Here is a 24,277-nt window from a genome sequence, read left to right as displayed (position 1 = left end):
AGCATAGTTTGATTAATCTTCGTTGGCTTGTTCAAAACGATTGTTGAACAATGGACTGACCGGGCGATTTTCGTTGATCCGCTTGATGGCCGATCCAATCAGCGGTGCTACGGAAACCTGCACGATCTTGTCAATCTGCTTTTCAGCCGGCAGCTGGATTGAGTCCGTAACGACGACCTGTTTTAATGGCGAGTTATCCAAACGCTCGATGGCTGGACCGGATAAAACGGCGTGGGTTGCTGAAGCATAGACTTCTTCTGCACCAGCATCCATCAGTGCCTGCGCACCTTTGGAGATCGTACCGGCAGTGTCGATCATGTCATCAATCATAATGCACTTTTTACCCTTAACGTCACCAATGATGTTCATGATCTTGGCAACGTTTGGCCGTGGCCGCCGCTTGTCGATAATGGCAATTGGCGCCTTCAAAAACTCAGCCAGGGCCCGTGCCCGCGTAACCCCACCATGGTCAGGCGAGACAACAACGGCATTGGCAGCCACGCCTTCATTGATAAAGTAGTCAGCCAAAAGCGGTGCCCCCATCAGATGGTCAACCGGAATATCAAAGAAGCCTTGAATCTGAGCTGCATGCAGATCGAGGGCAACGATCCGCGTTACGCCGGAATTCTGCAGCATGTTGGCAACCAGCTTGGCCGTGATGGGTTCCCGGCTCCGCGCTTTACGATCTTGCCGTGCGTAGCCATAGTATGGCAAGACCACGTTGATCGTATTGGCACTTGCCCGACGCAAGGCATCGATCATGATCATCAGCTCCATCAGGTTGTCATTGACAGGAGCTGAGGTTGACTGAATCACGTAGACATTATCACCACGAACGCTTTCTTCGATGTTGATCTGAATCTCACCATCGCTAAAGCGGTCAACCGAAAGTTTACCCAGTTCCACGCCAACTTCTTCGGCAATCTTTTCTGCCAAGGGACGATTGGAATTTAGGGCAAAGATTTTTAATTTAGGGTCAGCATAACGTTCTTTCATGGGGTCCTCCGAAATCTGCATACTTTTTCCAACACTCTAATCATATTGATTTAAAGCACAAAAAGCAACTGTTACCAAGGAAGCTTCTTGGCATAATCCGGTTTGTTGACCTGACGTGCCCGTGCGATTGCCATGTCGAAACGTTCAGTACTGTCCGTAATCGTCGATCCAGCCGCAATAAATGAGTCTTCAGCAATATTAACTGGTGCAACGATGTTTGAATTGCTGCCGATAAAAGCATGATCACCAACGTTGGTGTGATGCTTTTTAGAACCATCGTAGTTGACAAAGACCACGCCGCAGCCAATATTGATGTTCTTGCCCAAGGTTGCATCGCCAACGTAACTCAGATGACCGATCTTGGTATTTTCACCAATGTAGGCCTTCTTGATCTCACAGAAATTTCCGATGTGAGCGCCCTTGCCGATTTCAGCTTGCGGACGCAGGTGACTATTGGGGCCAATGTCGGAACCGGTGTGCATTTCGGATTCTTTCAGCGTTGAGGCATAAACCTTAACGTCATCATGCAACACGGAATCCGTAATTACGGAATGGGCTCCAATAAAACAGTCACTGCCGATTGTCGTATTGCCTTTAATTACGACGTTGCCTTCAATAACCGTATCACGTCCCACCTTGACGTCGGCATCAATATAGGTCGTGTCGGGATCAACCATGGTAACACCGTCTTGCATCAATTGGGTGTTGATGCGCTTTCTCATGATCTTGTTGGCCTGGGCCAAGGCAACGCGGTCATTGACCCCCATTGATTCATCAAAATCATTCATCCGGTAGGCCGTGACGATTTCACCATGGCTCTTTAAAATACCGATGACATCGGTCAGGTAATATTCGCCCTGAGCATTGTCATTATTGATTAATTTCAAGGCCTGGAACAGTTTTTCATTGTCAAAGCAGTAGACCCCAGTATTGATTTCGTGAATCTCCTGTTCTTCACGCGTGGCATCCTTTTGTTCGACAATCCGCTCAACGATGCCCACGTCATTACGAACAATACGACCATAGCCGGTTGGATCCGGTGCCACTGAAGTCAAAATGGTGACTGCCGCATGACGCTGCTCATGGTATTCAAACATCTTGTTAAAGGTCGCAGCGGTAAACAAAGGCGTATCCCCGCTAACGATCAGCGTTTCACCCTTTTGATCACCCAGCAGCTGCTCAGTCTGCATAACGGCATGACCGGTCCCCAGCTGCTGTTTTTGCAAAGCATATTTGGTCCGATTGCCCAGCGTCTGCTCAACAGTTTCGGCACCATAGCCAACTACCGTTACGATGTTGTCGATCTTGGCTTTTTCTAACTGACCCAAGACATGTTCAACCATCGTTTTGCCACATACCTGGTGCAATACTTTATAAAGCTTGGACTTCATCCGCGTACCCTTGCCGGCCGCGAGAATAATTGCATTGCGTTGCGTCATATTGATTTATTTCTCCTTTTTCTTGCCAAATACGGCTTCCATGTAGCTGCCTGGCTGAGCAGTGATTTTTTTGTTGGTCGTGTCATCAACTGCCTGAACCTTAATTAAAGACGTGCAGCCGTCAACCAGTCGCTGACCGCTGAATTGTCCCTCAGCAAATACCGTCATGCCAACCAAGTGAGCGCCGAACTCTTCGATCAGCGACTTCATGCCGTTCAGCGTGCCGCCACCCTTCATAAAGTCGTCCACCACGATCACATTGGCGCCTTCCTTAAGCGTCCGCCGCGAAAGCTCCATTTTCTTGATCCGTTGTGATGAACCAGAAACATAGTTGACGCTGACCGTTGATCCTTCAGTAATGTGTGAGCTGTTGCGCACGATTACGAATGGCTTATTCAGATACATTGCTACGCTTTGTGCAATCGGAATCCCCTTGGTTTCAACCGTCATCACCACGTCAACGTCATCGTCAACGTACTGCGTTGCAATCAAGCGACCAACTTCACGCAGCACGTCTGGTCGACCCAAAAGATCTGACAGATAGACATAACCACCTGGTAAAAGACGGCTGTCGTCATCAACTGCCTTAACCAGATCATCAATGACCTGCGCAGCATTCTCTTCAGAGTAGAGCAGCGTCAAACGGGCTCCGCCACTGGCACCAGGCAGAGTTTCCAGACGACCAACGCCCCATGTGTGCAGCGTCCGCCGAATGATGCTTAGATCCTCACTGATTGATGACTTGGCCGAGCCGTAACGTTCACCAAAAAACTTTAATGAAACTAATGTCCGTGGGTGTTCCATCAAATAGCGCGTCATATCAACCAAGCGATTACTGCGTCTGACTTTCATGTGATCTCCCTCTTTTACTTGAGCTAATAATTATTGATACCTTCAAATCATACCATAATAGTTCGTCTTTTACCGCAATTTTATTTATAATCTTACAAGCCATTTCGGTAAATAATCATAATAATCACGGCACCTAAAAGGATTAACCAATTTAGATAAGCAAAAAAGAGAAATTCCGGACTAAACATTATCATTGGTGCATTTTACGACCAAAATTAAAAAACACCGCCCAAAGCTTGAGCCGTGTCTTATTTTAACACTTTCTGCTAATCGTTGACCAAATGCTGGAAAATCAATGCGGATATGTAGATTGTCACCTCAATCACCGCAATAAAGAAGCTGACCGGCCAATTGGTTAGATAACCCAGGTAAAGTCCCAGCCAGGTCCCCAGCATTGCAAACAAAATCGCCAAAACGATCATCTTGGCCACGCCATGCGTATAATACTTAGCACTGGCTGCCGGCAGCGTCAGCAAAATAAAGATCAAAAGCGAGCCAACAATCTGGGCTGCCACGCTGACGCTTAGTGCCAACAAAAGCAAAAAGATGATCGAGACGATCGTACCATTGACGCCATTGACCCGTGCACCAACCGCATCAAACGAGTCAAACTTCAGCTGCCGATAGCCGATCAGCACGACCGCCAATACCAAAAGCGACAGCCCCACCAGCTGCCAGACCTCATGTTTACTGATACCGACCACGCTGCCAAACAAAATGCTGGTAGCCGAGCTGGCCGTTTGACTAGAAAGTGACAAAAACAAGATGCCCAGCCCGATAAACAGCGCCGAAACCGCACTGATCACGGCCTCCCGACGTGATTCTTTGATACTCATTTGTCCGACCAAAACTGAGCTCAGCATGGTAAACAAAAGCATGCCATTTAAGGCTGGCCAGCCAGCAAAGACGGCAAATGAAGCCCCCGCAAAGCCAATCTCTGACAGGGTATGCGTCAAAAAAGACATATTGCGCGCCATTACAAAGACGCCGATCGTTCCGCTAACGATGGCAATAAACGTTCCTGCCATGAATGCATTGCGCATAAAACTCAACTCAAACATTTTTTACCCCCTGCCGAAACTCAGCGATTGGCCCCGTCTGATAGTGACCCGGCATCATCTTCAGATAACGCGTACCGTATTTTTGCGCCAGTTCCCAGTCATGTGTAATAAAAATCACGCTCAAGCCCTGTTTTTGCAGCTTGGCAACCAGATCCAGCAGCTCGTATTTCATTTCATTATCTAGGCTGGCCGTCGACTCATCCAAAATCAAAAGCCGCGGGTTGCCCAACAGTGCCTGCGCCAGATAGGCACGCTGCTTTTCACCGCCTGAGGCTTGGCCCAGCTGGCGTTCTTGAATGCGAATCAGATCCGTTAGCTCCAGAATCTGCTTTAAATGCTGGCGTTCCTTTTTATTTAGCCATGGCCGCAGACTCTTGCCGGCGTTTAAGGCCACAAAGTCTTTGATTGACAGCGGATACTCTTCATCAAGATTGCGAAATTGCGGTACATAGCCAATTTTCAGTTTTTCTTGCATGGCAATCGTGCCTTTTTTCGGCTTGAGCTGTCCTAAAAGTGCCCGCACCAGCGTTGTCTTACCCACGCCATTATCCCCGATGACAACCAAAAAATCTCCGGCTGTCAGCGAAAAGCTTAGGCCATCAACAATATCCTTGTCGCCATAGGCTAGGGTCAGATTTTTAACTGTAATAAGAGAAATGATCATTCACCTCGCTGTAGAATTTGGTAAAGCTGCCGATACTGCCCCATCATCCATTGCCGATATGTTTTGCCATTGGGCTGTGATTCGGTAACGTTGAGAACCGGGACGTGATTCTTTTTGGCTAATGCGACCAGATTGTCAATCGTCTTGCTGTCAGACTGCTTGTTGTTGACAAAAAAAGCAATCCGATGCTCCTCAATGTCTTCTTGCAGCTGCTGAATATCTTGTGGCGATGGGTCGTTGCCGTCTTCAATGGCTTTTTCAAAATGACGATCATTGATTTGATAGCCCAGATTCTCTAAGGCATAGTCAAAAACCGGTTCGCTGACATCAACTTTCTGTTTTTGGGCCAGTACCCGACATTTTTCAATCTGCTGATCAATTACGCCCAGGGAACGAACATACTTTTGGGCATTGCGGTAATAATACTGTTTGTGTTTTGGATCAATGCTGGCATATTTTTTGGCCAGCTGATCGGCTAATTTTTTCATTGTCTGTGGTCGATACCAAACATGCTCATTATCGCCGTTTTTTCGCTTGGCAACTTGACTGCCAACATTAACGATGATTTGTGAATCATCGGCATTGGCCTTAACCAGATCACTCATCCATTGATCATAGCCCAGGCCATTTAAGATTACGACATTGGCCTTGGCAACCTGTTCAGCCTGAACCGTTGATGGCTGATAGTCATGGGGATCAATCGCGGCATTATCAATGACAGAGGTAACCTGGCCATACTTTCCCGCAACCGCTTGAGCTGCTTCACCATAGAAATTCAGGCTGGTCACAACCCTGATTGGACGCTGTGATTTTTGCTGTGGTCGCCAATCAGTAGCTGCCAGACCAAGAATTACGGCCAAAAGCAATCCCAGACCAGCTGTCATTTTCCAAAAGCGTCGATCCATTTTTTCACCTCTTTAAAAATCCATTTAATTAAATAGTAATAATTACGATTTAGCAACGTTAACTATCTTACCTAATTTTGTACGTCTGCGCAATCCTTTATATAAAAAAATCGTGCTGGAGAAATTCCAACACGATTTAAATTCGTCTTTAAGCTTTTAAATAGTCTTGATTCATTCAATGACAATCATCCGTCAAAAATCACTAGCTAATGGTGATCGTACCATTGCATACCAATACGATGGCAACAACGCTCAATACCAGAATCAGGCCCATCGTCCACAGCTCAGCCTTAGAGAGCTTGTGACTGTTTTCCTTGCAGCCGGCGTAGTAGACACAGAAGCCAGGAATAAAGCTGATCGTAACCAGCAGCACTTCTTGCCAACCAGCCAGGAACATGCAGGCAAACATAAACAGTGCCGACAGTAAACCAACCGTGTATTGACCCCATTCCTTACGTTCGGAACTCAACTTCATTTGGTAGAGACCAACAAACAGGTAGGAGAACAAAATTGCGGCAGCACAGAGCGAGTAAGCAAATTCATAAGCCTTTTCCGTAAACAGCAGCGAGAACAGGAAGATCGTCTGCAAAACGGCCGTGATCATCAAAGAAGTCGTTGGTGCGTTCTTGGAGTTAACCTTGCCCCAAGCTTTTGGCATCGCCTTGTCATCAGCAACCAGCATCGTCGTTTCGGCTGGCAGCATCGTCCAAGACAGCCAGGAAACAATCGTTGAAATGATCAAACCAACGTTAATCAATACGGCACCCCAGTGACCAACCGTCATTTCCAGAACGTGGCCAATGGCTGGTTGACCCATGCCGGCTAATTGAGCACGCGTCAGCGCACCATATGGCAGAACAGAAATCAAAACGTAGATGATTACCAGCAGAATGAAACTGATAACAGAGGCTTGTTCAGCTTCAGAACGAGACTTTGCACGGTGAGCCATAACTGATGCCCCTTCGATCCCGATAAATACCCAGATCAGAGTCATCAGCGTACCCTTCATTTGAGTCCAAACCGAGCCAGTCGTCGTACCTTTAGTAGCGTTGCTTGCTACCTTGCCCCAGAAGTCAGCTGTAAACATGCCGCCCTTGAAGCAGACAAACATAATAATGATAAAGATTACCAATGGCACAATCTTGCAGATCGTCCCAATCATGTTAACGAAGGTGGCACTTTCGACACCATTGTTAACCAAAATCGTTAACAGCCAACAGAAAATAATTGCAACAATAATTGATGGAACGTTTTGGCCACCTTTAAAGGTTGGAATAAATGTCCCGATTGAACTCATCAGCATCGTAGCAAAGGCAATGTTACCCAGCCAGGCTGACAGCCAGTAGGACCAGCCAGAAATAAATTCACCCAGTGGACCGAAACCTTCACCGGCATAGGCAAAGATCCCACCCTCTAGGTCTGGACGCTTGTTTGACAAGTTGTTTAAAGAAAGCACCAGCATCAGGAAACCAAAGGCAACGAACAGCCAGGCCAAAAGAGCTGGACCAGGTGCAGCCGCAGCCGCAACGTCGCTGGTAATCCCGAAGATACCGGTACCGATACATGAACTAATGATCAGGGCAATCAGTTCGCCCTTGCCGATACCTTTCTTTTGAGTATCCATAAATATCCCCTCGTTTCTATTCGTAGATCGACTAGCCACTCGACATCAAACAAATCAAACCTAAACTCGCTTAAATGACTTAAAAACACTTCGACTCTTACTCAATCGCCCACCTCTGAACCCTTACACACCTTAAAAAAATAAATGATCGAGAATTGTCTAATACTATTTTAATTCTTAATCGAAAAAAGCGAAAGTCGTACCGTTGCGAATTTATATCGCGATGATCCAACTTTCGCTTTTAATATGCGCCAAATCTCATTGATCGGCACGTGATTTTATGCGGTCATGCCGCATGCCTGCTTTTAGAGGTCTTCACGAACAATTGGGCAGGACATGCAACGTGGACCACCACGACCCCGAGACAATTCGCTTGAGCGAACCTCGTGAACTAAGATGCCATGTTTACGCAGCAGATCGTTGGATACGTAGTTACGGTTGTAGGTAACAACCTCGCCAGGTGCGATTGCCAACGTGTTTGAGCCGTCGTTCCATTGTTCACGAGCAGCGATGATTGGGTCACCGTTACCAGTTGGGATCAAGTCAATGTCGTCCTTGTTCAAGGCCTTCTTAAGCACTTCCTTGATGTCCGTGTGGTGTTCCATCGTGATTTCGCCGTCCTTGCCTGGGTGCAGAACCCAGTTGTCGACTTGACCATTTTCATCCAGGATAGCTGGGTGAACCGTAAACTTGTCGTAGTCGATCATCGTAAAGACAGTGTCAAGGTGCATCATTGCGTGGTTGTGTGGAATCTTGATGGCAATGACCGTGTCGTAGTTCGACTTCTTGAACAGGTTCTTAGCGATGTCTTCGATTGCGTCGGCAGTCGTCCGTTGGGAGATACCGATGGCAAATACGTGGTCGCTTAATACCAGTTCGTCCCCACCTTCAATGTGCGTTTCGTGGTTGCGGTCACGCCATACATTGACTTGACCAGCAAAACGTGGGTGGTGCTTAATGATGTATTCAGTGATTAAGGATTCACGCTGACGAGCTGGGAAAGTCATCCGGTTGATGGAAATGCCATCACCAATTGATGCTTGTGGGTCACGAGTGAAGTATGCGTTTGGCATTGGGTCCATAACAAATGGCCAATCAGCATCTTCAGCAGCTTGTTGCAGCGTCATGTGTGGGAGATCGATTTCTTCACGACGAACCCCTTCGAAGATCTTGTTAACCATGTCTTGAGTGTTCATGGCCAGCAGGTATTCCTTCAAAACGTCGTGGATCAAACCAGCTGCGTAACCGGATTCGGCAATCATGCGGTCAACAAATTCTTCCTTAACGTCTTGGTCAGCCAGTGCTTCAGCAGCCAGCTTTTCGAAATACAGAACTTCAATGCCTTGGTCGCGCAGCGTTTGAGCAAAGTAATCGTGTTCTTCTTGCGCGATTGGCAGGTATGGAATGTCATCGAACAGCAGACGGTACATCGAGTCTGGCGTGATGTTTTCAATTTCACGGCCAGGACGGTGCAGCATAACCGTCTTCAGCTTGCCAATTTCCGAAGTTACATGAATTGGACTTGGCATAATACAGTCACTCCTTTGTTTTCTTACTTGACTACGTTCTTAATATAACCCGTTAAGTAAGCGTTGTCAATCCTGTAAAATCAACGTTTTGGTGGCAGTTTTATATAAAATGAATACGTTTTCGCGAATATACTTACTCAATCAATTTATGAATATATTTTAGGCAAATAATGTATAGAATTAGAATATCATTTTTTTAAATAAATTTGAAAATGAACAATTGACATACAACTAATAGTTGCATACGCATCAATTGTTCATTATCGTAAATTGCAAAATGAATAAAAAAGGTCTCAACCAGGGTCAAAACCTGATTGAAACCAATGCTGCTATAAAAGCATGGCTAAATAGACCTCCCGACAAAAGCCGCACAAGCTGTTATGCAGCCGCCGAGCCCTTGACTCATTATGACACAACGCAAAAATGGTCGGCCCCGTGCCGCTCATCTGAACTACATCGGCCCCCAGCTTTTCCATCCGCTGCTTGAGTTGACGAATTTCAGGATATTCTTTCATTGTAACCGGCTCTAATACATTGCCCATATAGGCAAAAGATTCCTGCCAGCGTCCAGCTTGAATACACTCCACCAATGAATCAACATCCAGGTGCTGAAGCTTTTCATAATTAATCTGCCGCAGAATCGTTGGCGTTGAAACACTGATCTTAGGCTTAGCAACGACCGCCCAGTAATGCGGAAATGATCTTAGCACCTCGACCTGCTCACCGTGACCGGTTACGTGAGCCGTTCGACTGTAGACGCAGTAGGGTACGTCAGAATCGATCGAAAGCGACAGCTGTGCCAGCTCTTTTAAGGAAAGTCCCAGCTTCCAGCCTTGATTGAGTCCTCTTAAGACGGCAGCCGCATCCGACGAGCCACCGCCGAGCCCTGCTGCGACCGGGATTCGTTTCTTGATTCTGATTGTTACGCCCTCATCAACATGAAAACGATTCTTGAGAATATGAGCAGCCTGATAGGCAAGATTGCGCTGATCGTTGGGTAAAAAGCCGCTGTCGGTATAAACCTTGATACGATGCTGGTGCTGGTGCGTCTCAATCGTAACGTAATCCGCAAGGTCAATGGAGTTCATTACCATGTCCCAGCGTGGCAGACCATCAATATAGCGCATTGGGGTATCCAGCGCCAGGTTGATTTTGGCGGGAGCTTTTTCAGTTATGATCAAGGTCATACCCCCCTTTTGACAAGTAATTTTTAATTATTATACAAATGTGCCTGACTGGGTTGCAACTATTCTCAAAGACTAAAGCCAGCCTTATGGATTCTTTTGTCCCTAAATAAAAAGCACCGTGCTAAACACGATGCTTTGGCTGAGTTATTCAGCTTCTTCAAATGTCAAAGAGATATTATTGGTCAAAAGATCGGCATAGCTGTAGGAGACCCGATCAAAAGAACCTTCACGCTTGTTAAGCTTGACGATAAAAATTGCTGGATACGTCTCGCTTAAAATGCCTTGACGCTGGGTAACCTTTTTACGACCAGCCTGCGCCGTGACCAGTACTTTTTGGCCTACCTGTGCATCAAGCTTTTCCTTGATGCCTTCAATTGTCGTTGGCATATATTCTCACCTCACAAAAAACCATTATAAGGCAAGAATTAGCAAAAAGTCAAATTTTATCATAACTGATGGTAAAAATCAATTTATTTTTTAAAACAGTTTATGATCATGAAGCTGATTAGCTAAGGCAATAAATTGTTCCAACGTTAATTTTTCTGGACGGATCTGGGGTAAAATGTTTAATTCAGCTAATACGGTCTGAACCGTCTCCTGTTTTTCGGTATCCTTACCTGCCAGCGGCTTGAGATTGTTCCACAGACTCTTGCGTCGATGAGCAAAACAGCTCTTTACGAACCCAAAGAATCTTCCTTCATCAAACGGCTTATCCAATAATGGCTGAGTCCGTCGCGTTAGCACCACAATGGCTGAGTCGACATTTGGTGATGGGACGAATGCATGTCTGGAAACGCCAAATGCAATCCGTGCCTGCATGCGATACTCAATTGCCAGCGTCAATGCTCCATACTCCTTGGTCCCTGGTTGTGCCGTTAAGCGTTGGGCAACCTCTTTTTGCATCATAACGCAGATTGCCGCCCATTCAACTGGACTCTCCAACAGCCGCATCAGGATTGGACTGGTAATGTAATAAGGTAGATTGGCAACGACTTTGATTGGCCGGCTGGGGTCAGTGAACTGTTCTTGAATCAGTGCCGGTAGATCCGCTTTTAAAACGTCTTGATTAATCACCTTAACATTGTCATATGGTGAGAGTACTTCATCCAAAACCGGCAACAAGTCAGTATCAATCTCCAGTGCCACTACCTGGCCAGCCGCCTGAGCCAGCTGTTCGGTCAAGGCCCCCAACCCTGGTCCAATCTCGATCACGTTATCAGCCTTGGTAATCTCAGCTGCTCTGACGATGTTTTTCAAGACGTTGAGATCCGTCAAAAAGTTCTGACCAAAACCCTTCTTAGCATGAATGCCATATTCTTTCATAATGGCCCGTGTCCGGTTCAAACTACCAATCTCCGGATTACTGCTCATCGCGTTTTTCCTCCTGATTAATTTTTTCAATGGCCGTTTCAAATCGCTGTGCACTGACGCGAAACATGTTAAGTCGCTTAGACATCTGCTTGGCATTGCCATAGCCGATTCCCAAAAGCTGTCCGAGCCGTTCGCGTCGTGTGCGGGCGTTATTGCCGCCTACCAGACCAGCCTGGCGCATCATCGCTGGCGTAATGGCAACTTCTGGTTCAGTCTCTTGCGTATAGACATGCTCCAAGGCTGCCTTGATAACCGCTGGATTTGCATGTTCAACGCCTAGGCTGCCATGTGCCTCATCAGGAACTCCCTGATCGCGTCTGATAAAAGCATGCTTGACGCCAGGAACAGCCTGGCTAATCATCTTGCGTAGCCGCTCGCCATTAAAATCAGGGTCGGTAAACACGATCAAGCCACGCGTTTTCTGTAGTTCTGACAACTGCTTAAGGTCGCTTGACGACAACGCCGACCCGTTTGTTTCAAACGTGTCGGCGTTGACGGCCTTAGCAATTTGTTTGGTGTCATCCTTGCCTTCGACAACAATGACTTCTTTAATCTTTTTCATAAGGCCTTTCATTAATGATTCAAAAACAGACGACTGGCATTGTCAAACGTTGCCAACGCCACCTCAACTGACGATTGTTCGCGCAATTCAGCGATTTTTTCGACTGTAAAGCGCGTAAAGCCTGGTTCGTTTTGCTGGCCGCGATATGGCACCGGTGTTAGATATGGTGCATCCGTTTCAACCAGCAAATGCTCCAATGGCGTTTTTAGCATCGCTTCTTGCACGTCTTTGGCACTGTTAAACGTTACAACGCCACTGTAGGAGATTTCCATTCCTAAATCTAAGAAGCGTTTCATCCATTCAACATCACCATTAAAACTATGCATAACGCCGCCAAACTCATCTACATGCGCGGACTTCAAAATCTGATAGGTATCAGCCAACGCATCACGACAATGAATTGAGACTGGCAGATGCATGTCTTTGGCAATTGCCAGCTGACGCTCAAAAATTCGCTTCTGATCATCATGCGGTGAATGCTCATCGTTAAAATAATCCAATCCAATCTCACCGATACCAACGACGGAGGGATCTTCAAGCTGATTTAAAAGCGTTTTTTCAGCCGCTGCATCAAAACGCGCGATGTCCTCAGGATGCCAGCCAATCACGGCATGCATTCCTTGATAGCGATGCGCCAGCTCAATAGCACGCTGATTGAGCAGTTCATTGGAACCGATCATATTCATTTCAACAACGCCAAAGTGCCGTGCCCTTGCTAGATAAGCCGGAACGTCACTATAAAAGGCATCATCGTTTAGATGCGTATGTGAGTCATAGATTTTTAAGTTTGGTTTTAATCCAGACATTAGCAGACCGTCGTCCCTGGTTGCATATTTTCTGGAACCGTAACGACCTGTACGTTGCCGGCTGCATCCTCATTAGAAAGGATCATGCCTTGACTCAATTCGCCGCGCATCTTACGTGGCTTTAAATTGGCAACGATCAATACCTTCTTGCCAACCAGCACGCTTGGATCTGGATACCATTGAGCAATACCGGACAGAATCTGACGTCCCTCAGTCGTACCATCGTCCAGCTGGAACTTGAGCAGCTTGTCGGCCCCTTCAACATGGTCAGCTGCCTTAATCTGAGCAACCCGCAGATCAACCTTGTCAAAAACATCGATACGAATGTCTTTTTTCAATTCTGCCGTCTCAGTCTGTGGCTTGGCTTTTTCAGCCGCTTCAGCCATTGCCTTGCGACCCTTGGCCTTTTGGTTGGCACTCATCTGACTCTTGATAAAGGCAACCTCTTCTTCAACATCGCGCCGTGGGAAGATTGGCGTTCCCTTGGCTACAACCTTGACTTCAGCTGGGAAGTCGTTAAATGACAGGTTAGTCAAGGAGATGCCTTCTTTTGGCAGACCAAGCTGTTCCTGAATTTCTTTTGGCGCATGCGTCATTACTGGCTGCAGCATTGCGGCTGCCATGCGCAGACTCTTAGCCAGGTGCGTCATTACATCAGAAAGCTCTTCTTTTTTGGCTTCATCTTTAGCCAGCAGCCATGGCGTGGTTTCATCAATGTACTTGTTGGCACGTGCAATCAACTTCCAAACGGCACTCAAGGCATCGGCAAAATGCGTCTTGTCCATCAGATCTTTATATTCGGCAAAGACTTGTTCAGCCGTATTCTCAAGGTCTTGATCATAGGCGGTCGTTACCGCATTTTCGCCCTTTAAAACGCCGCCTTGGTACTTGTTGATCATGGCAACGGTCCGGTTCAGCAGGTTCCCCAGGTCATTTGCCAGATCATAGTTGACCTTGTCGACAAAGTCTTCAGGACTAAACACACCGTCATTGCCAAATGGCATTGCCTTCAACAGGTAGTAGCGCGTAGCATCCAGGCCATAGCGATCAACCAAAGTTTCTGGGTAGATGACGTTACCCTTGGACTTGCTCATCTTGCCATCTTTCATCGTCAGCCAGCCATGACCGATAACGTGCTTTGGCAATGGCAGTCCCAGGGCGTGCAGCATGATTGGCCAATAGATGGTGTGGAAGCGCACAATTTCCTTACCAACCATGTGAACGTCAGCTGGCCAATATTTCTTAAACAGGCTGTCGTCATCACTGCCATAGCCTAGTGCCGTAATATAGTTGGACAGTGCATCGATCCAGACGTAGACGACGTGCTTTGGATCATTTGGCACCTTGATCCCCCAGTTGAATGAGGTCCGCGTAACTGCCAGGTCTTCCAGGCCAGGTTCCAAGAAGTTCTTGACCATTTCGTTCATCCGCGTGTGCGGTTCGATAAAGTCAGGATGCTCTTTGTAGTAGTTCATCAGCCAGTCCGCGTACTTGCTCATCTTAAAGAAGTAAGACTCTTCTTTAACCAGCTCAACCTCATGACCAGACGGTGCCTTACCACCAGTAACATTGCCGTTTTCATCACGGTAGACTTCAGCCAGCTGACTTTCGGTGAAGTATTCTTCGTCGTCAACTGAGTACCAGCCAACGTATTCGCCCTTGTAGATGTCACCTTGGTCAACAAACTTTTGGAAGATTTTTTGGACGGCCTTTTCGTGATAGTCATCGGTGGTCCGAATAAATTTATCATTGGAGATTTCCAATTTCTTCCACAGTTTTTTAATACCGGCTGCCATCTCATCAACGTAAGCTTGCGGCTCCATACCAAGCTTTTCAGCCTTTTCTTCAATCTTGAGACCATGTTCATCGGTCCCAGTCAAAAAGAAGACGTCGTAGCCATCGAGACGCTTGAAGCGGGCTTCAGCATCACAGGCAACTTCGGTATAGGAATTGCCGATGTGCAGCTTGCCAGATGGGTAGTAGATAGGTGTCGTGATATAGTAGGTTGGTTTTTGTTCAGCCATGTTGGCCCTTCTTTCTAATACGGATTTAATAATCTTTAGTTTAACATAAAATGAACCGTTTTTACTGATTTTAGAACAGATTCAACTGTTCAGGATCATGCGGCGCCAAATCATTAAAACTTAGATGCATGATCTTCTGCAGCTCCATGGCGTTGGGAGCCGCGTCCTTTCCGGAGTTGTTGTTAAAGATAACACAGATCTCTTTTGGAGCCGGCTGCAGATTGTCAATTAATGCTGCCAGTCCTTGCAGCTCAGTCGTTGAATAGCGATAGAGCGTCCTTTTTTTGCGCCATTCTTTGTCTGGATGATTCCACCCTTCGCGATTGCGACCGTGCAGTCGAATCAATACCAGTTCAGGATTGGTCACAATCAGATAAAATGGCACGCTGGTCAGCGTATCATGCGGCTCATCGGCAGCCACCAGGGTAATCTTTAAATCGCGACAAAACTCAGTCAACGGCTGCAAGATCGCGGGCTGATACCAGCTGGCATTTCTAAATTCAACGGCCAGTGGCAGATTGCCCATCAGCAAACGGATCTGACGCAGATAGTCAATATGATCCAGCTGTGCATCAAAAAAAGGCGGAAACTGAAACAGCACGCACTTTAACCGGCCAGCGGCAACCAGCGGCATGATAGCAGAACGGTAGCTTTCAAATACCTCTTTTAGCGTTGGTTCCTGCTTATCCAGTTTTTCGTGCTGGGTCATGAGTCGATGCGCCTTAACGATAAACTGAAAATTGCGCGGTACCTCGGTCAGCCATTTTTGAACCGTCGTCGGCTTAGGCAGAGCATAAAAAAACGTATCGAGTTCAACGGTTGGAAAATGCTGAGCATATTCATTGAGCGTCGTTGTCTGGCGCTGATTTTTTATCAGTGCTGGATGCTCTGACCAAGTCGTCAGTCCAATGGTAATCTGAGTCATAAAACCGCCCCTTTCGCTTTAAACGGCTGGATTAAGAAAGGCTCAGTCTGCAGCGGCAGGCTGGGCCTTGAGTGGCTTTTAGGCATGCAGTTGGGCAAAGAAACTGGTAGCATCGGCTTGAATCATTTCAAAGTCAAATGGGAAATCAAGCTTTTCTTGATTGATTGCTATTACCTTAGCCTGCGGATTGCGATACTCCAACAAGCCAGCAAACGGATAAACACGCATGCTGGTACCAACGATTACCACTAAATCGGCTTTTTGCATGGCATGCACCGAATCCAAGATGTCATCTTGCTTAATGCCCTCATCATACAAGACAATATCAGGACGCAGCGGGCCTTGATCGGTACTGTGCAGCCGGCTGTTTAAATACTCACTGACTGGCACCGTCTGCCCGCATTTCTCACAGTAAACATGATACAGATTACCATGAAAGTCAATCAGATGCTTGGGCTTGGCACCTTGTCTTTGAAACTCCAGCTCATACAGATTATCGATATTTTGGGTAATGATTACCGCTCGATTTTGAAGAGCTAAGGCAACCTGCTTTTGATGGATCGGGTTAGGCAGTGCATCAGGAAAATACAGGTTCTTTTTGCAAAACTCGTAAAAGCCATCCGGATCCGTTTCAAAATAACGATGGCTCAAGTAGTATTCTGCATTGTGATTCTGTGTATACAAGCCATTGGCACTGCGAAAATCCGGAATTCCCGAAGCCGTTGAGACGCCAGCGCCGGTTAAAAAGACAATCTGTTTTGCCTGATCGAATAATTCTTGATCTTTAGCATCCATCAAACCACTTCCTTAGTTATTTTCTAACAATAAATGGCACGTTCAGATCCGTCAGCAGCTTTTCCACTGGTTCATCATACAGCTTTAAAAATTCAGCTGGCGCATCGTTTTCAGGTGCTGGAATCGTAAATGAGTTCTGCCCGTCATTGCGCCGTACGCCGATGTAGGCCCGCTTGCCGGTTTTCCGATCCTTCATGTCAGAATGGAAGATTTCAAACACCTGGCGTACGCTCAAGCGCAATTGTCGCTCACTCAAGACTGGTGACAGCGTAACAAATTCCTTGTTGTGCAATTTAGGCAGATTCCAAGCCGTCATCTGCTCATCAAACAGCTCAAACAGCTTGACGACGTTGCGACGCAGGTCAAACGGCGAGTCAATCGGCTTTGCAACCAGCTTCTCATACATCTGCTCAGCTGCTTTAGCTGCCAATGGATAAAGCTTGGTCATTCGTGCCTTATATTCATCCAGATGATCACCGGTACCATAAAAGACCAATGCATCCAAAAGCGTCAGCAGCCGCATCGTTCGTTCATCATCAACCTGATCGGACTCCGGCGTCAAGGTATGCTCGATGCCCTTAAAGTACTCTTCTTCGATCTGATCGTCAACCAAGCCGTGCTTGCGCTGCTCAGAAACTACGACGCGATGCATGACCGTGTCGTAAAGATCGGTCGCCATGATCATCATCTGCTCATCAAGTTCTTCATTGCCCAGTGAAAGCTGGAAAAAGATCTGGGGAAAACCACGCAAAAGCATCAGCAGGTGCAGTAATTCATGTGAGGCAGTATAGTCAGGTGCCGTCAAGTCGGTTACCGTGATTACCAAGCCCCCAGGCAATGTGGTCTGACGGGCCTGATCATGTCTGAGCCAGCCAGATTTTTCGCCTTCAAACTGCACAAAAACGCTGCCTTGTGGATAGATGGCATTAACGGCATCCAAAAGACTTTGCGCTTCTTGATTTAATTTAATCGGTTGTTCTTCTGTCATTTGTTGAATCCTTTCTCAATTCCTGCAGTGCTTTTTTGGCAACTGCCTGACTGACCTGTGGCATTTGCTTGAGCTTCTTGACCAGGGCCGGAATTTCTTTATCCTTTGCTCCTACCACAACCGCCAGTGAACGATACTGCATCTGCATATGGCCCGCTTGAATGCCGCTGGTAGCCAGGGCTCGCAACGCTGCCAGATTTTGGGCAAGACCAAGGCTGGCAGCTACTTTTGCCAATTCTTCAGCTGATTGAATGTCATTAATCTTAAAATTGAGCCGCGTCATTGGATTCAGGCCGATTGAGCCACCAACCGTTCCCACCGGTAATGGCAGTTTTATGCGACCCAATAAGGCATCACCGTCAATTTCCCAGGTACTGAGTCCTTTAAGCTGACCGCTGCTTGCTGCATAGGCGTATGCTCCGCTTTCGATGGCCCGCCAATCATTGCCGCTGGCGATCATCAATGCATCGATGCCATTCATGATTCCTTTGTTATGAGTAGCCGCTCGATATGGATCGACCTGCGCCAGCTGACTCAGGTCTGCAATCCGTAAAGCCACGGTAGCTCCATCCATGGTCGCGGTTGCCAGATTCTTAAAACTAACCCGACAAGCAGCTGACTGCAGGCTCATGAATGCCGCGTTGGTCAAAATAGCCGTCAAGACGTCATAATTATGAGCCTTTAGGTAATGAGCAACCGCCTCGGCCATTGTATTAACCGTGTTGGCTCCCATGGCTTCACCTACGCCAATAATCAGATCAACACTGACAAACGGATCAATTTTTCTGAGCCGAATTTTTTTGGCCCCACCGCCACGCTTTTGCATTGAAGGATGCGCAGCATTGGCAACCGCCAGAATCTCGGTTTCGTGACCGGTCAGCCAGTCTTGCAGCTTGTCTGGATCAGCAACGTTTTTTAAGACAACCTGTCCCAGCATCGCTCGCTTGGCATCCGGAGCAAAAAAGCCGCCGCTTAAAGCCACGCGTCGAGCACCGTTGCACGCTGCTGCTACAACAGAAGGTTCTTCAGTAACCACTGGTACGGCATACGTTTTATCGTTAACGACCAGGTTGGTAACCAAACCTTCCGGCAATCGATAATCAGTCAGATAGTTTTCGATCAGCTGATTGCCCAGCTGACTGGCATTGCGAGCCAAAAGCTCTCGTTTGTCATCATTCAGCTTAAATCGATCACTGATGATCTGACGCCGCTGAGCATCCGACAGTCGGTAGAGTCCATGCATCCAGTCAGAATTATCATTATTGTTATCGTTGTTTTTCATCGTTTTGACTCCGTTTTTCACGCTGCTGAATATATTCGGTAATAATCCCTTCACGAACGCCGCTTTCCGAAAAGATCACGCGGCCATCGCTGTTGCGTTCCAAAAGCGTCACCAATGGCAACATCCCGCCGATGATAATATCAGCCCGATCTGGTTCCAAACCAGGCATCTTCTTGCGCTGAGCCAGATTACGACTCAAAAGCTCACGGTAGGTTGCATAGACTACGCGTGACGTTAGCCGATAACCATGAATCGAGCCGCGATTCTTATGGCGATATGAGCGACTCATCCGGGCCAGCGTACGATTGGCCCCGCCCAACAAAACGATCGGCATGCGCGTAGCATAGCGCAGCCATGGAATCTTATTGAGACGATCACAGACTGCCGCTTGAGCCTTGAAAAGATCGGCACTGCGCACATAGCCCCCCAAATGATACTGCTCGGAAAGGTTAACCGCACCGATCGGCAGTGAAATCAAGTCTCGAGCCTTACGATGCTGCACTAAGACCAATTCACAACTGGCCCCACCCACATCCAGGATCAGACAATGATTGAGCTTTAAAGTGCGCACTACGCCCAGATAGTCATAATATGCCTCTTTATAGCCGGAAAGAACACGGACCGTCAGACCGGTTTCCTGCTTGACCCGTTGAAGAAATTCTTGTCGATTCTTGGCTTGGCGTACTGCTGCCGTTGCAATCGCTTGTACTTGCAGATTGGGCAGGCCTTGGTACTGACGCTTAAAGTGCTTGATTGCCAAGATTGTGCGTTCCATTGCCTCGGGCTGGAGAATCTTTTCGTGACCCATCCCCTCTGAAAGACGCGTATTTTCCTTAACGCGCTTGATTTCCCGAAACTTCCCATCCGGAGAGATTTCAGTTACCGCCATTCGAGCTGAATTTGATCCCAGGTCAACAATCGCGAGGTTTTCCACCACTTTCACCTCCGCATGATTTGTTGATCATTATTTTTTTCAATATCCATTTAATGTTACCATTATCTGCCATCATAAACACCGATTTTGCCATTAAAATTCGCTTTTCCCGCAATCCATGTTCGAACGTGCTAAAATAATTAGGCAATTTTTGGAAAAAGTGGGGAATTCAGTTTGGCAGACGAATACTCAGAACGTGAATATGAACAGCAACGCGTCGACTGGACAATTCAACAGATCGATGCTCAGATTAAAAAAACGCAGGCAGCTTTAGCCAGTGCCCATCAAGAAACGCGGGCCGTGGAAAAGAATTTTGGTGAAAATGCGTCGATCAACCGCTATGAAGTCGACGATATTGCTGAATCCCGCTCCGAGCTAGAGCAGCAGCGGCAGCTGGTGGCGCGAACGGTAGAAAACGAAACTATTTTGAAACGACAGCTGCACACGCTGCAGCAATTAAAGCAGTCGCCTTATTTTGGCCGCATTGATATTCTGGATCCTGGCGAAAAAGAGCCCGAATCGCTTTATATCGGCACGGCTTCATTAATGAACGATGACAAGACCGATTTTATCATCTATGACTGGCGTGCACCGATCTCTGGAATCTATTACAACGGTACGCTGGGCAAGGTTCAGTATCAGACCCCAGCCGGCATGCAGACGACGACCCTGGTTAAAAAGCGGCAGTTTACCATTAAAGACGGCCAGATCGTCAACATGTTCGATACCAATGAGACCGTTGGCGACCAGATGCTGCAAGAGGCATTGGGTCATCAAAACGATCAATACATGCAAAACATCGTGGCAACGATTCAAAAAGAACAAAACGACATCATCAGAGATACCAAAAGCGATCTCTTACTGGTACAAGGGGTGGCTGGATCAGGCAAAACCTCAGCCATTTTACAGCGGATCGCCTACTTGCTGTATCACAGTCGCGCCGCACTCAATGCCGATCAGATCGTTTTGTTCAGTCCCAACCTATTGTTTAGTCACTACATCTCAGACGTATTGCCCAGCTTAGGTGAGCGCAACATGCGCCAGGTAACGCTGGAAGGCTTTTTGCGACGACGATTTGAGGGCTTGAACGTGGAGTCGTTGTTTGAGCGCTATGAGACACGATCGCAAAATCCAGACGTTAATCTAGCAATCGCCAACTATTTGGAGGGCTCCGACTGCATGCATAAGGTAAAAGATTACCTGGCATATCTACAGCAGCATGCAGACGACATCTGTTTTACCGCTCTGAACTTTAGGCAGCAGCCATTCTTTACTGCCGCCCACGTTCAGGCAATCTACCAAACGCAGCCGGCTGCTATGACGATTGCCGACCGCCTGCTCAAAACCAAAAACATTTTAATCAAGGAATTAAAAGGCCAGATTCGTGAAGTGGCCAAAAGCGATTGGATTGCCAAAGAGCTCAACGATCAAGACGTTATCAGCCTGCATAATCTATATGGCAAAAAGACTATTGACGACTTTGAAGATGAAGACGTCCAGTATGCCTACTTATCGTATCAGCTGGCCAAAAAGCGGCTGCGGATCGTTTATGACGCTATCTACAATAACTATTTCATCGACTTTAACACTCAATACGAAAAGTTTTTGCAGTGGCTTGCACTGCCTGAAAAAATCGCAGACCACGAGTGGCAGTCTATGCTCTTTGCCTTTCGCCAGCAGCTTGAATACCATCGCATGGCACTGATGCACACAGCACCATTGATGTATCTGCGTGACTTGATGAGCGGCAGCGGTCAGAATCGGGCGTTTGAATACGTCTTTATCGATGAGATGCAAGACTACTCACTAGCTATGCTGATTTATTTAAAACACGCCTTCCCCAAGGCTCGCTTCACGATTCTAGGCGACAGTGAGCAGGCGCTGTTTAAGCCGTTGCAGCTGCCAAAACAGCTCTTAAATGAATTAAACACGGCACTGGCCTTCAAACGGCCCAACTTAATCGAACTCAAACGCAGCTATCGGTCAACCATGGAGATTACGGATTTTGCCAAGAGTCTCTTACCAGATGGCGATCAGATCGTCTCGTTTACCCGTCATGGTACCAAGCCCAAGCTGATCAAGACTGCCGATGCAAATGAAGCTTCAACCGTACTTTTGGAGCAAGCAGCCATTTTGCATCAAAAATACGCCACGATTGCCGTCTTAACCAAGGATAAGGCGCAGGCAAAGCAGGTTTATCAAACGCTGCATCGTCGGTTTAAGTCAAACGCTCACCTGCTCAACAACCAAGACAGCGTTTTGCCGACCGGAATCGTAATCTTGCCGATTTATCTGGCTAAAGGCTTGGAATTTGACGCTGCCATTGCTTGGGACGTTTCGAACCAAAATATGCCAAGACCTGAGGCAGTTGGCTTAATCTATACCATCGCCTCACGTGCAATGCATGAGCTGACCTTGATCAGTGCCGGTCCCATCAGTTCAGCAATTGATCAAAATGCGGCCCAGCTGGTTGAAATGATTGAAGAATAAACAATAGCAAAAGTCCCCGTGCGATTGCACGAGGACTTTTTTATGCCGTCTGTTTAGTTTTTTGAAGCGCGTTTTTCAAGATGAATGGTGCTAAAATCGTAGCTAAAACGATGACTGTGATTACATCAGAATAGTATTTTTCAGAAAGCAGATGAGCTTCATAGCCGATCTGAGCCGTAATCAGTGCCATTTCGCCCCGGGCAACCATCCCACTGCCGATCACGTAGCTGCTGTTAAAGTCAAAGCCCATTAGTTTGGCACCGCCGCCACAGCCGATCAGCTTAGTCAAACAAGCCAGAATCGTCATAACAACGATAAACATAAGCGAGTCGATAAAGTGATCCAGCCGCATGCTCAAGCCGACATTTACGAAAAATACCGGAATAAATAGGGCGTAGCCAAGCGGTACGAAACTCTGGTTAACGACTTCGCTGGTCTTGGTATTACCGATCGCGATTCCGGCAAAGAATGCTCCCACAGCGCCACTCAAGCCAACCTTATCAGCCAGCGCGGCCATCGTCAGACAGATGATCATTGCCGCGACTGCAGGGGCCGCGATTGTCAGCATGCGTTGACTGGCATGCATCAGATAGGGCGCTAAAAACTTAACCAGCAGGTAGGTGCCAACAAAAAACAGCAGCTGTAAAAAGATGGTCAGCCCCAGACTCATATTCTGCTCGCCATCAAATCCCTGACCACGCATCATACTGATCAAAATACTCAGCGCAATCACGCCGCCAATATCATCAGCAACCGCTGCCCCCAGAATCGTGGCCCCTTCTTTACTGTCTAACTGGCGATACTCACGTAAGACGGCCACTGAGATGCTGACAGAGGTGGCTGAAAAAATCACGCCGACAAACAATGACTCAAACCACTGCATCCCGAACAAGTCTGATGCAAATCCCATGACCACGACTGGCAGAATCATCCCCATCAAGGCCACGACAACTGCTGGCTTAAGATACTTCTTCAGCAGGTTCAGATCACTTTCCAAACCGGCGATAAACATCAGAATAATCACGCCGATTTCTTGGAATTCATTGATCATTTCCGTTTGGTGAACCCAATTCAGCATAGCCGGTCCTGCCACGACCCCGACTAAGATCTGCCCAATGACATCGGGAATGCCCCACCGTACAAACAAGTGTGAAACAAGCTGCGTGGCTAAAAGGATTCCCGCCAAAGTGGCAATAAAACTCATGTCTTTCCCCTTTCTTCAATGTTCAAAAACAAAACTATATTTTTATCTTACCAAAAACAATGATTGGCTTCATCAAAAAAGAAAAGCCTTCTGCCAAGCTGCAGAAAGCCTTTCTAAATTACTGCCTGTTTTATAGAGCCGTCTAGCGGATTTGAACCGCCGACCTCATCCTTACCATGGATGTGCTCTACCTATCTGAGCTAAGACGGCACTGGTAGTATAGCGAAGAATCGCGCTTCACGCAAGTCAGCAGTCAAGCCGTTTGATCTGATCTTTAACTCTGCCTATTCTGGTTTGACATCGTTCAGGTGCGGCAGAATCAAGAAGATAGCCAGACCGATCACGAAAAGAATTACCAAAGAAAAGATTCCCCAGCGCGAGTTGCCCGTCCATTGCGTTGCCAGCCCAACCAAAACCGGTCCCAGAATCGCCGAAAACTTGCCCAGAATGTTATAAAAACCGAAAAACTCGCTGCTGTCGGTTTTAGGAATTAGCCGACCAAAATAAGAGCGACTCAAAGCTTGAATGCCGCCCTGGCTGGTCCCAACTAAAATAGCCAGAATTGGTGTGTACCCAAAAAGCTGGAATTGAATATTAATTACTTGTAAACTGAATAAAAATTTTTATTAGGCAGCCAGC

Annotated in this window: 21 protein-coding genes, 1 tRNA gene and 1 pseudogene; 1 reads left to right on the top strand and 22 read right to left on the bottom strand. The window is 47.1% G+C overall.

What is annotated here, in order from left to right; translation table 11 throughout:
* Positions 1-12 precede the first annotated feature (12 nt).
* The 19 genes from HF864_RS07050 to HF864_RS06960 form a co-directional block, all read right to left on the bottom strand.
* Positions 13-996 (bottom strand): ribose-phosphate diphosphokinase, encoded by a 984-nt coding sequence (locus tag HF864_RS07050; protein WP_169462282.1) that lies wholly within the window; start codon positions 994-996, stop codon positions 13-15.
* A gap of 71 nt (positions 997-1,067) precedes the next feature.
* Positions 1,068-2,435, bottom strand: coding sequence for a bifunctional UDP-N-acetylglucosamine diphosphorylase/glucosamine-1-phosphate N-acetyltransferase GlmU (gene glmU, locus HF864_RS07045; protein WP_169462281.1), 1,368 nt, complete (start codon positions 2,433-2,435; stop codon positions 1,068-1,070).
* A 6-nt stretch (positions 2,436-2,441) separates the two neighbouring features.
* Positions 2,442-3,287, bottom strand: coding sequence for a pur operon repressor (purR, locus tag HF864_RS07040; protein WP_169462280.1), 846 nt, complete (start codon positions 3,285-3,287; stop codon positions 2,442-2,444).
* Positions 3,288-3,553: 266 nt separating this feature from the next.
* Positions 3,554-4,348, bottom strand: a complete 795-nt coding sequence (locus HF864_RS07035; RefSeq protein WP_169462279.1) for a metal ABC transporter permease — start codon at positions 4,346-4,348, stop codon at positions 3,554-3,556.
* Positions 4,341-5,012: an ATP-binding cassette domain-containing protein gene (locus HF864_RS07030; RefSeq protein WP_205882315.1), complete on the bottom strand. Its 672-nt coding sequence runs from the start codon at positions 5,010-5,012 to the stop codon at positions 4,341-4,343. The genes HF864_RS07035 and HF864_RS07030 overlap by 8 nt, the downstream gene beginning before the upstream one ends.
* A complete protein-coding gene (locus HF864_RS07025) occupies positions 5,009-5,917 on the bottom strand; it encodes a zinc ABC transporter substrate-binding protein (RefSeq protein ID WP_169462278.1) in 909 nt (302 codons plus the stop codon). Before HF864_RS07025 ends, HF864_RS07030 begins: the two co-directional genes overlap by 4 nt.
* 202 nt (positions 5,918-6,119) lie before the next feature.
* Positions 6,120-7,541, bottom strand: coding sequence for a basic amino acid/polyamine antiporter (locus tag HF864_RS07020; protein ID WP_169462277.1), 1,422 nt, complete (start codon positions 7,539-7,541; stop codon positions 6,120-6,122).
* Between the two features lie 305 nt (positions 7,542-7,846).
* On the bottom strand, positions 7,847-9,070 hold the full coding sequence (arcA, locus tag HF864_RS07015; protein WP_169462276.1) for an arginine deiminase: 1,224 nt from the start codon (positions 9,068-9,070) through the stop codon (positions 7,847-7,849).
* Positions 9,071-9,399: 329 nt separating this feature from the next.
* The gene (gene ispE, locus HF864_RS07010; protein WP_169462275.1) at positions 9,400-10,251 is read right to left on the bottom strand and encodes a 4-(cytidine 5'-diphospho)-2-C-methyl-D-erythritol kinase; all 852 of its coding nucleotides are present in this window, start codon (positions 10,249-10,251) and stop codon (positions 9,400-9,402) included.
* Between the two features lie 150 nt (positions 10,252-10,401).
* The gene (locus tag HF864_RS07005; RefSeq protein ID WP_169462274.1) at positions 10,402-10,644 is read right to left on the bottom strand and encodes a Veg family protein; all 243 of its coding nucleotides are present in this window, start codon (positions 10,642-10,644) and stop codon (positions 10,402-10,404) included.
* A gap of 90 nt (positions 10,645-10,734) precedes the next feature.
* On the bottom strand, positions 10,735-11,628 hold the full coding sequence (gene rsmA, locus HF864_RS07000; RefSeq protein ID WP_169462273.1) for a 16S rRNA (adenine(1518)-N(6)/adenine(1519)-N(6))-dimethyltransferase RsmA: 894 nt from the start codon (positions 11,626-11,628) through the stop codon (positions 10,735-10,737).
* On the bottom strand, positions 11,618-12,190 hold the full coding sequence (rnmV, locus tag HF864_RS06995; protein ID WP_169462272.1) for a ribonuclease M5: 573 nt from the start codon (positions 12,188-12,190) through the stop codon (positions 11,618-11,620). The genes rsmA and rnmV overlap by 11 nt, the downstream gene beginning before the upstream one ends.
* Before the next feature lie 11 nt (positions 12,191-12,201).
* Entirely contained in the window at positions 12,202-12,996 is a 795-nt protein-coding gene (locus HF864_RS06990; RefSeq protein ID WP_169462271.1) for a TatD family hydrolase, read from the bottom strand.
* The gene (metG, locus tag HF864_RS06985; RefSeq protein ID WP_169462270.1) at positions 12,996-15,020 is read right to left on the bottom strand and encodes a methionine--tRNA ligase; all 2,025 of its coding nucleotides are present in this window, start codon (positions 15,018-15,020) and stop codon (positions 12,996-12,998) included. Before metG ends, HF864_RS06990 begins: the two co-directional genes overlap by 1 nt.
* Before the next feature lie 70 nt (positions 15,021-15,090).
* Positions 15,091-15,945, bottom strand: coding sequence for a DUF72 domain-containing protein (locus tag HF864_RS06980; RefSeq protein WP_169462269.1), 855 nt, complete (start codon positions 15,943-15,945; stop codon positions 15,091-15,093).
* Positions 15,946-16,023: 78 nt separating this feature from the next.
* Positions 16,024-16,740 (bottom strand): NAD-dependent protein deacylase, encoded by a 717-nt coding sequence (locus HF864_RS06975; protein WP_169462268.1) that lies wholly within the window; start codon positions 16,738-16,740, stop codon positions 16,024-16,026.
* 16 nt (positions 16,741-16,756) lie between these two features.
* Positions 16,757-17,728: an IpaB/EvcA family protein gene (locus HF864_RS06970; RefSeq protein ID WP_169462267.1), complete on the bottom strand. Its 972-nt coding sequence runs from the start codon at positions 17,726-17,728 to the stop codon at positions 16,757-16,759.
* Entirely contained in the window at positions 17,706-19,010 is a 1,305-nt protein-coding gene (locus HF864_RS06965) for a hydroxymethylglutaryl-CoA reductase, degradative (RefSeq protein ID WP_169462266.1), read from the bottom strand. The genes HF864_RS06970 and HF864_RS06965 overlap by 23 nt, the downstream gene beginning before the upstream one ends.
* Positions 18,994-19,944, bottom strand: coding sequence for a Ppx/GppA family phosphatase (locus HF864_RS06960; RefSeq protein ID WP_169462304.1), 951 nt, complete (start codon positions 19,942-19,944; stop codon positions 18,994-18,996). The genes HF864_RS06965 and HF864_RS06960 overlap by 17 nt, the downstream gene beginning before the upstream one ends.
* A 174-nt stretch (positions 19,945-20,118) precedes the next feature.
* Between HF864_RS06960 and helD the strand changes: the two genes are divergently transcribed.
* Complete coding sequence (helD, locus tag HF864_RS06955) at positions 20,119-22,434, top strand: RNA polymerase recycling motor HelD (protein WP_169462265.1); 2,316 nt, start codon at positions 20,119-20,121, stop codon at positions 22,432-22,434.
* Positions 22,435-22,474: 40 nt separating this feature from the next.
* Here the strand turns inward: helD and HF864_RS06950 are convergent, their stop codons facing one another.
* The 3 genes and pseudogenes from HF864_RS06950 to HF864_RS06940 form a co-directional block, all read right to left on the bottom strand.
* Positions 22,475-23,638 (bottom strand): cation:proton antiporter, encoded by a 1,164-nt coding sequence (locus tag HF864_RS06950; RefSeq protein ID WP_169462264.1) that lies wholly within the window; start codon positions 23,636-23,638, stop codon positions 22,475-22,477.
* 136 nt (positions 23,639-23,774) lie between these two features.
* A tRNA-Thr gene (locus HF864_RS06945) sits at positions 23,775-23,848 on the bottom strand.
* 74 nt (positions 23,849-23,922) lie between these two features.
* Positions 23,923-24,201: pseudogene (locus tag HF864_RS06940) on the bottom strand (MFS transporter); the annotation flags it as partial.
* Between the last annotated feature and the right edge of the window lie 76 nt (positions 24,202-24,277).

The organism is Lactobacillus sp. MRS-253-APC-2B (assembly GCF_012843675.1).
In the GTDB taxonomy this organism is placed as follows: domain Bacteria; phylum Bacillota; class Bacilli; order Lactobacillales; family Lactobacillaceae; genus Limosilactobacillus; species Limosilactobacillus pulli.
The sequence above is the reverse complement of the archived record's forward strand: the minus strand, read 5'-3'. Positions and strand labels throughout refer to the sequence as shown.

Coding starts and splice junctions, on each gene's coding strand:
- HF864_RS07050 (WP_169462282.1), bottom strand. CDS start 996: ATGAAAGAACGTTATGCTGACCCTAAATTAAAAATCTTTGCCCTAAAT.
- glmU (WP_169462281.1), bottom strand. CDS start 2,435: ATGACGCAACGCAATGCAATTATTCTCGCGGCCGGCAAGGGTACGCGG.
- purR (WP_169462280.1), bottom strand. CDS start 3,287: ATGAAAGTCAGACGCAGTAATCGCTTGGTTGATATGACGCGCTATTTG.
- HF864_RS07035 (WP_169462279.1), bottom strand. CDS start 4,348: ATGTTTGAGTTGAGTTTTATGCGCAATGCATTCATGGCAGGAACGTTT.
- HF864_RS07030 (WP_205882315.1), bottom strand. CDS start 5,012: ATGATCATTTCTCTTATTACAGTTAAAAATCTGACCCTAGCCTATGGC.
- HF864_RS07025 (WP_169462278.1), bottom strand. CDS start 5,917: ATGGATCGACGCTTTTGGAAAATGACAGCTGGTCTGGGATTGCTTTTG.
- HF864_RS07020 (WP_169462277.1), bottom strand. CDS start 7,541: ATGGATACTCAAAAGAAAGGTATCGGCAAGGGCGAACTGATTGCCCTG.
- arcA (WP_169462276.1), bottom strand. CDS start 9,070: ATGCCAAGTCCAATTCATGTAACTTCGGAAATTGGCAAGCTGAAGACG.
- HF864_RS07005 (WP_169462274.1), bottom strand. CDS start 10,644: ATGCCAACGACAATTGAAGGCATCAAGGAAAAGCTTGATGCACAGGTA.
- rsmA (WP_169462273.1), bottom strand. CDS start 11,628: ATGAGCAGTAATCCGGAGATTGGTAGTTTGAACCGGACACGGGCCATT.
- rnmV (WP_169462272.1), bottom strand. CDS start 12,190: ATGAAAAAGATTAAAGAAGTCATTGTTGTCGAAGGCAAGGATGACACC.
- HF864_RS06990 (WP_169462271.1), bottom strand. CDS start 12,996: ATGTCTGGATTAAAACCAAACTTAAAAATCTATGACTCACATACGCAT.
- metG (WP_169462270.1), bottom strand. CDS start 15,020: ATGGCTGAACAAAAACCAACCTACTATATCACGACACCTATCTACTAC.
- HF864_RS06980 (WP_169462269.1), bottom strand. CDS start 15,945: ATGACTCAGATTACCATTGGACTGACGACTTGGTCAGAGCATCCAGCA.
- HF864_RS06975 (WP_169462268.1), bottom strand. CDS start 16,740: ATGGATGCTAAAGATCAAGAATTATTCGATCAGGCAAAACAGATTGTC.
- HF864_RS06970 (WP_169462267.1), bottom strand. CDS start 17,728: ATGACAGAAGAACAACCGATTAAATTAAATCAAGAAGCGCAAAGTCTT.
- HF864_RS06965 (WP_169462266.1), bottom strand. CDS start 19,010: ATGAAAAACAACGATAACAATAATGATAATTCTGACTGGATGCATGGA.
- HF864_RS06950 (WP_169462264.1), bottom strand. CDS start 23,638: ATGAGTTTTATTGCCACTTTGGCGGGAATCCTTTTAGCCACGCAGCTT.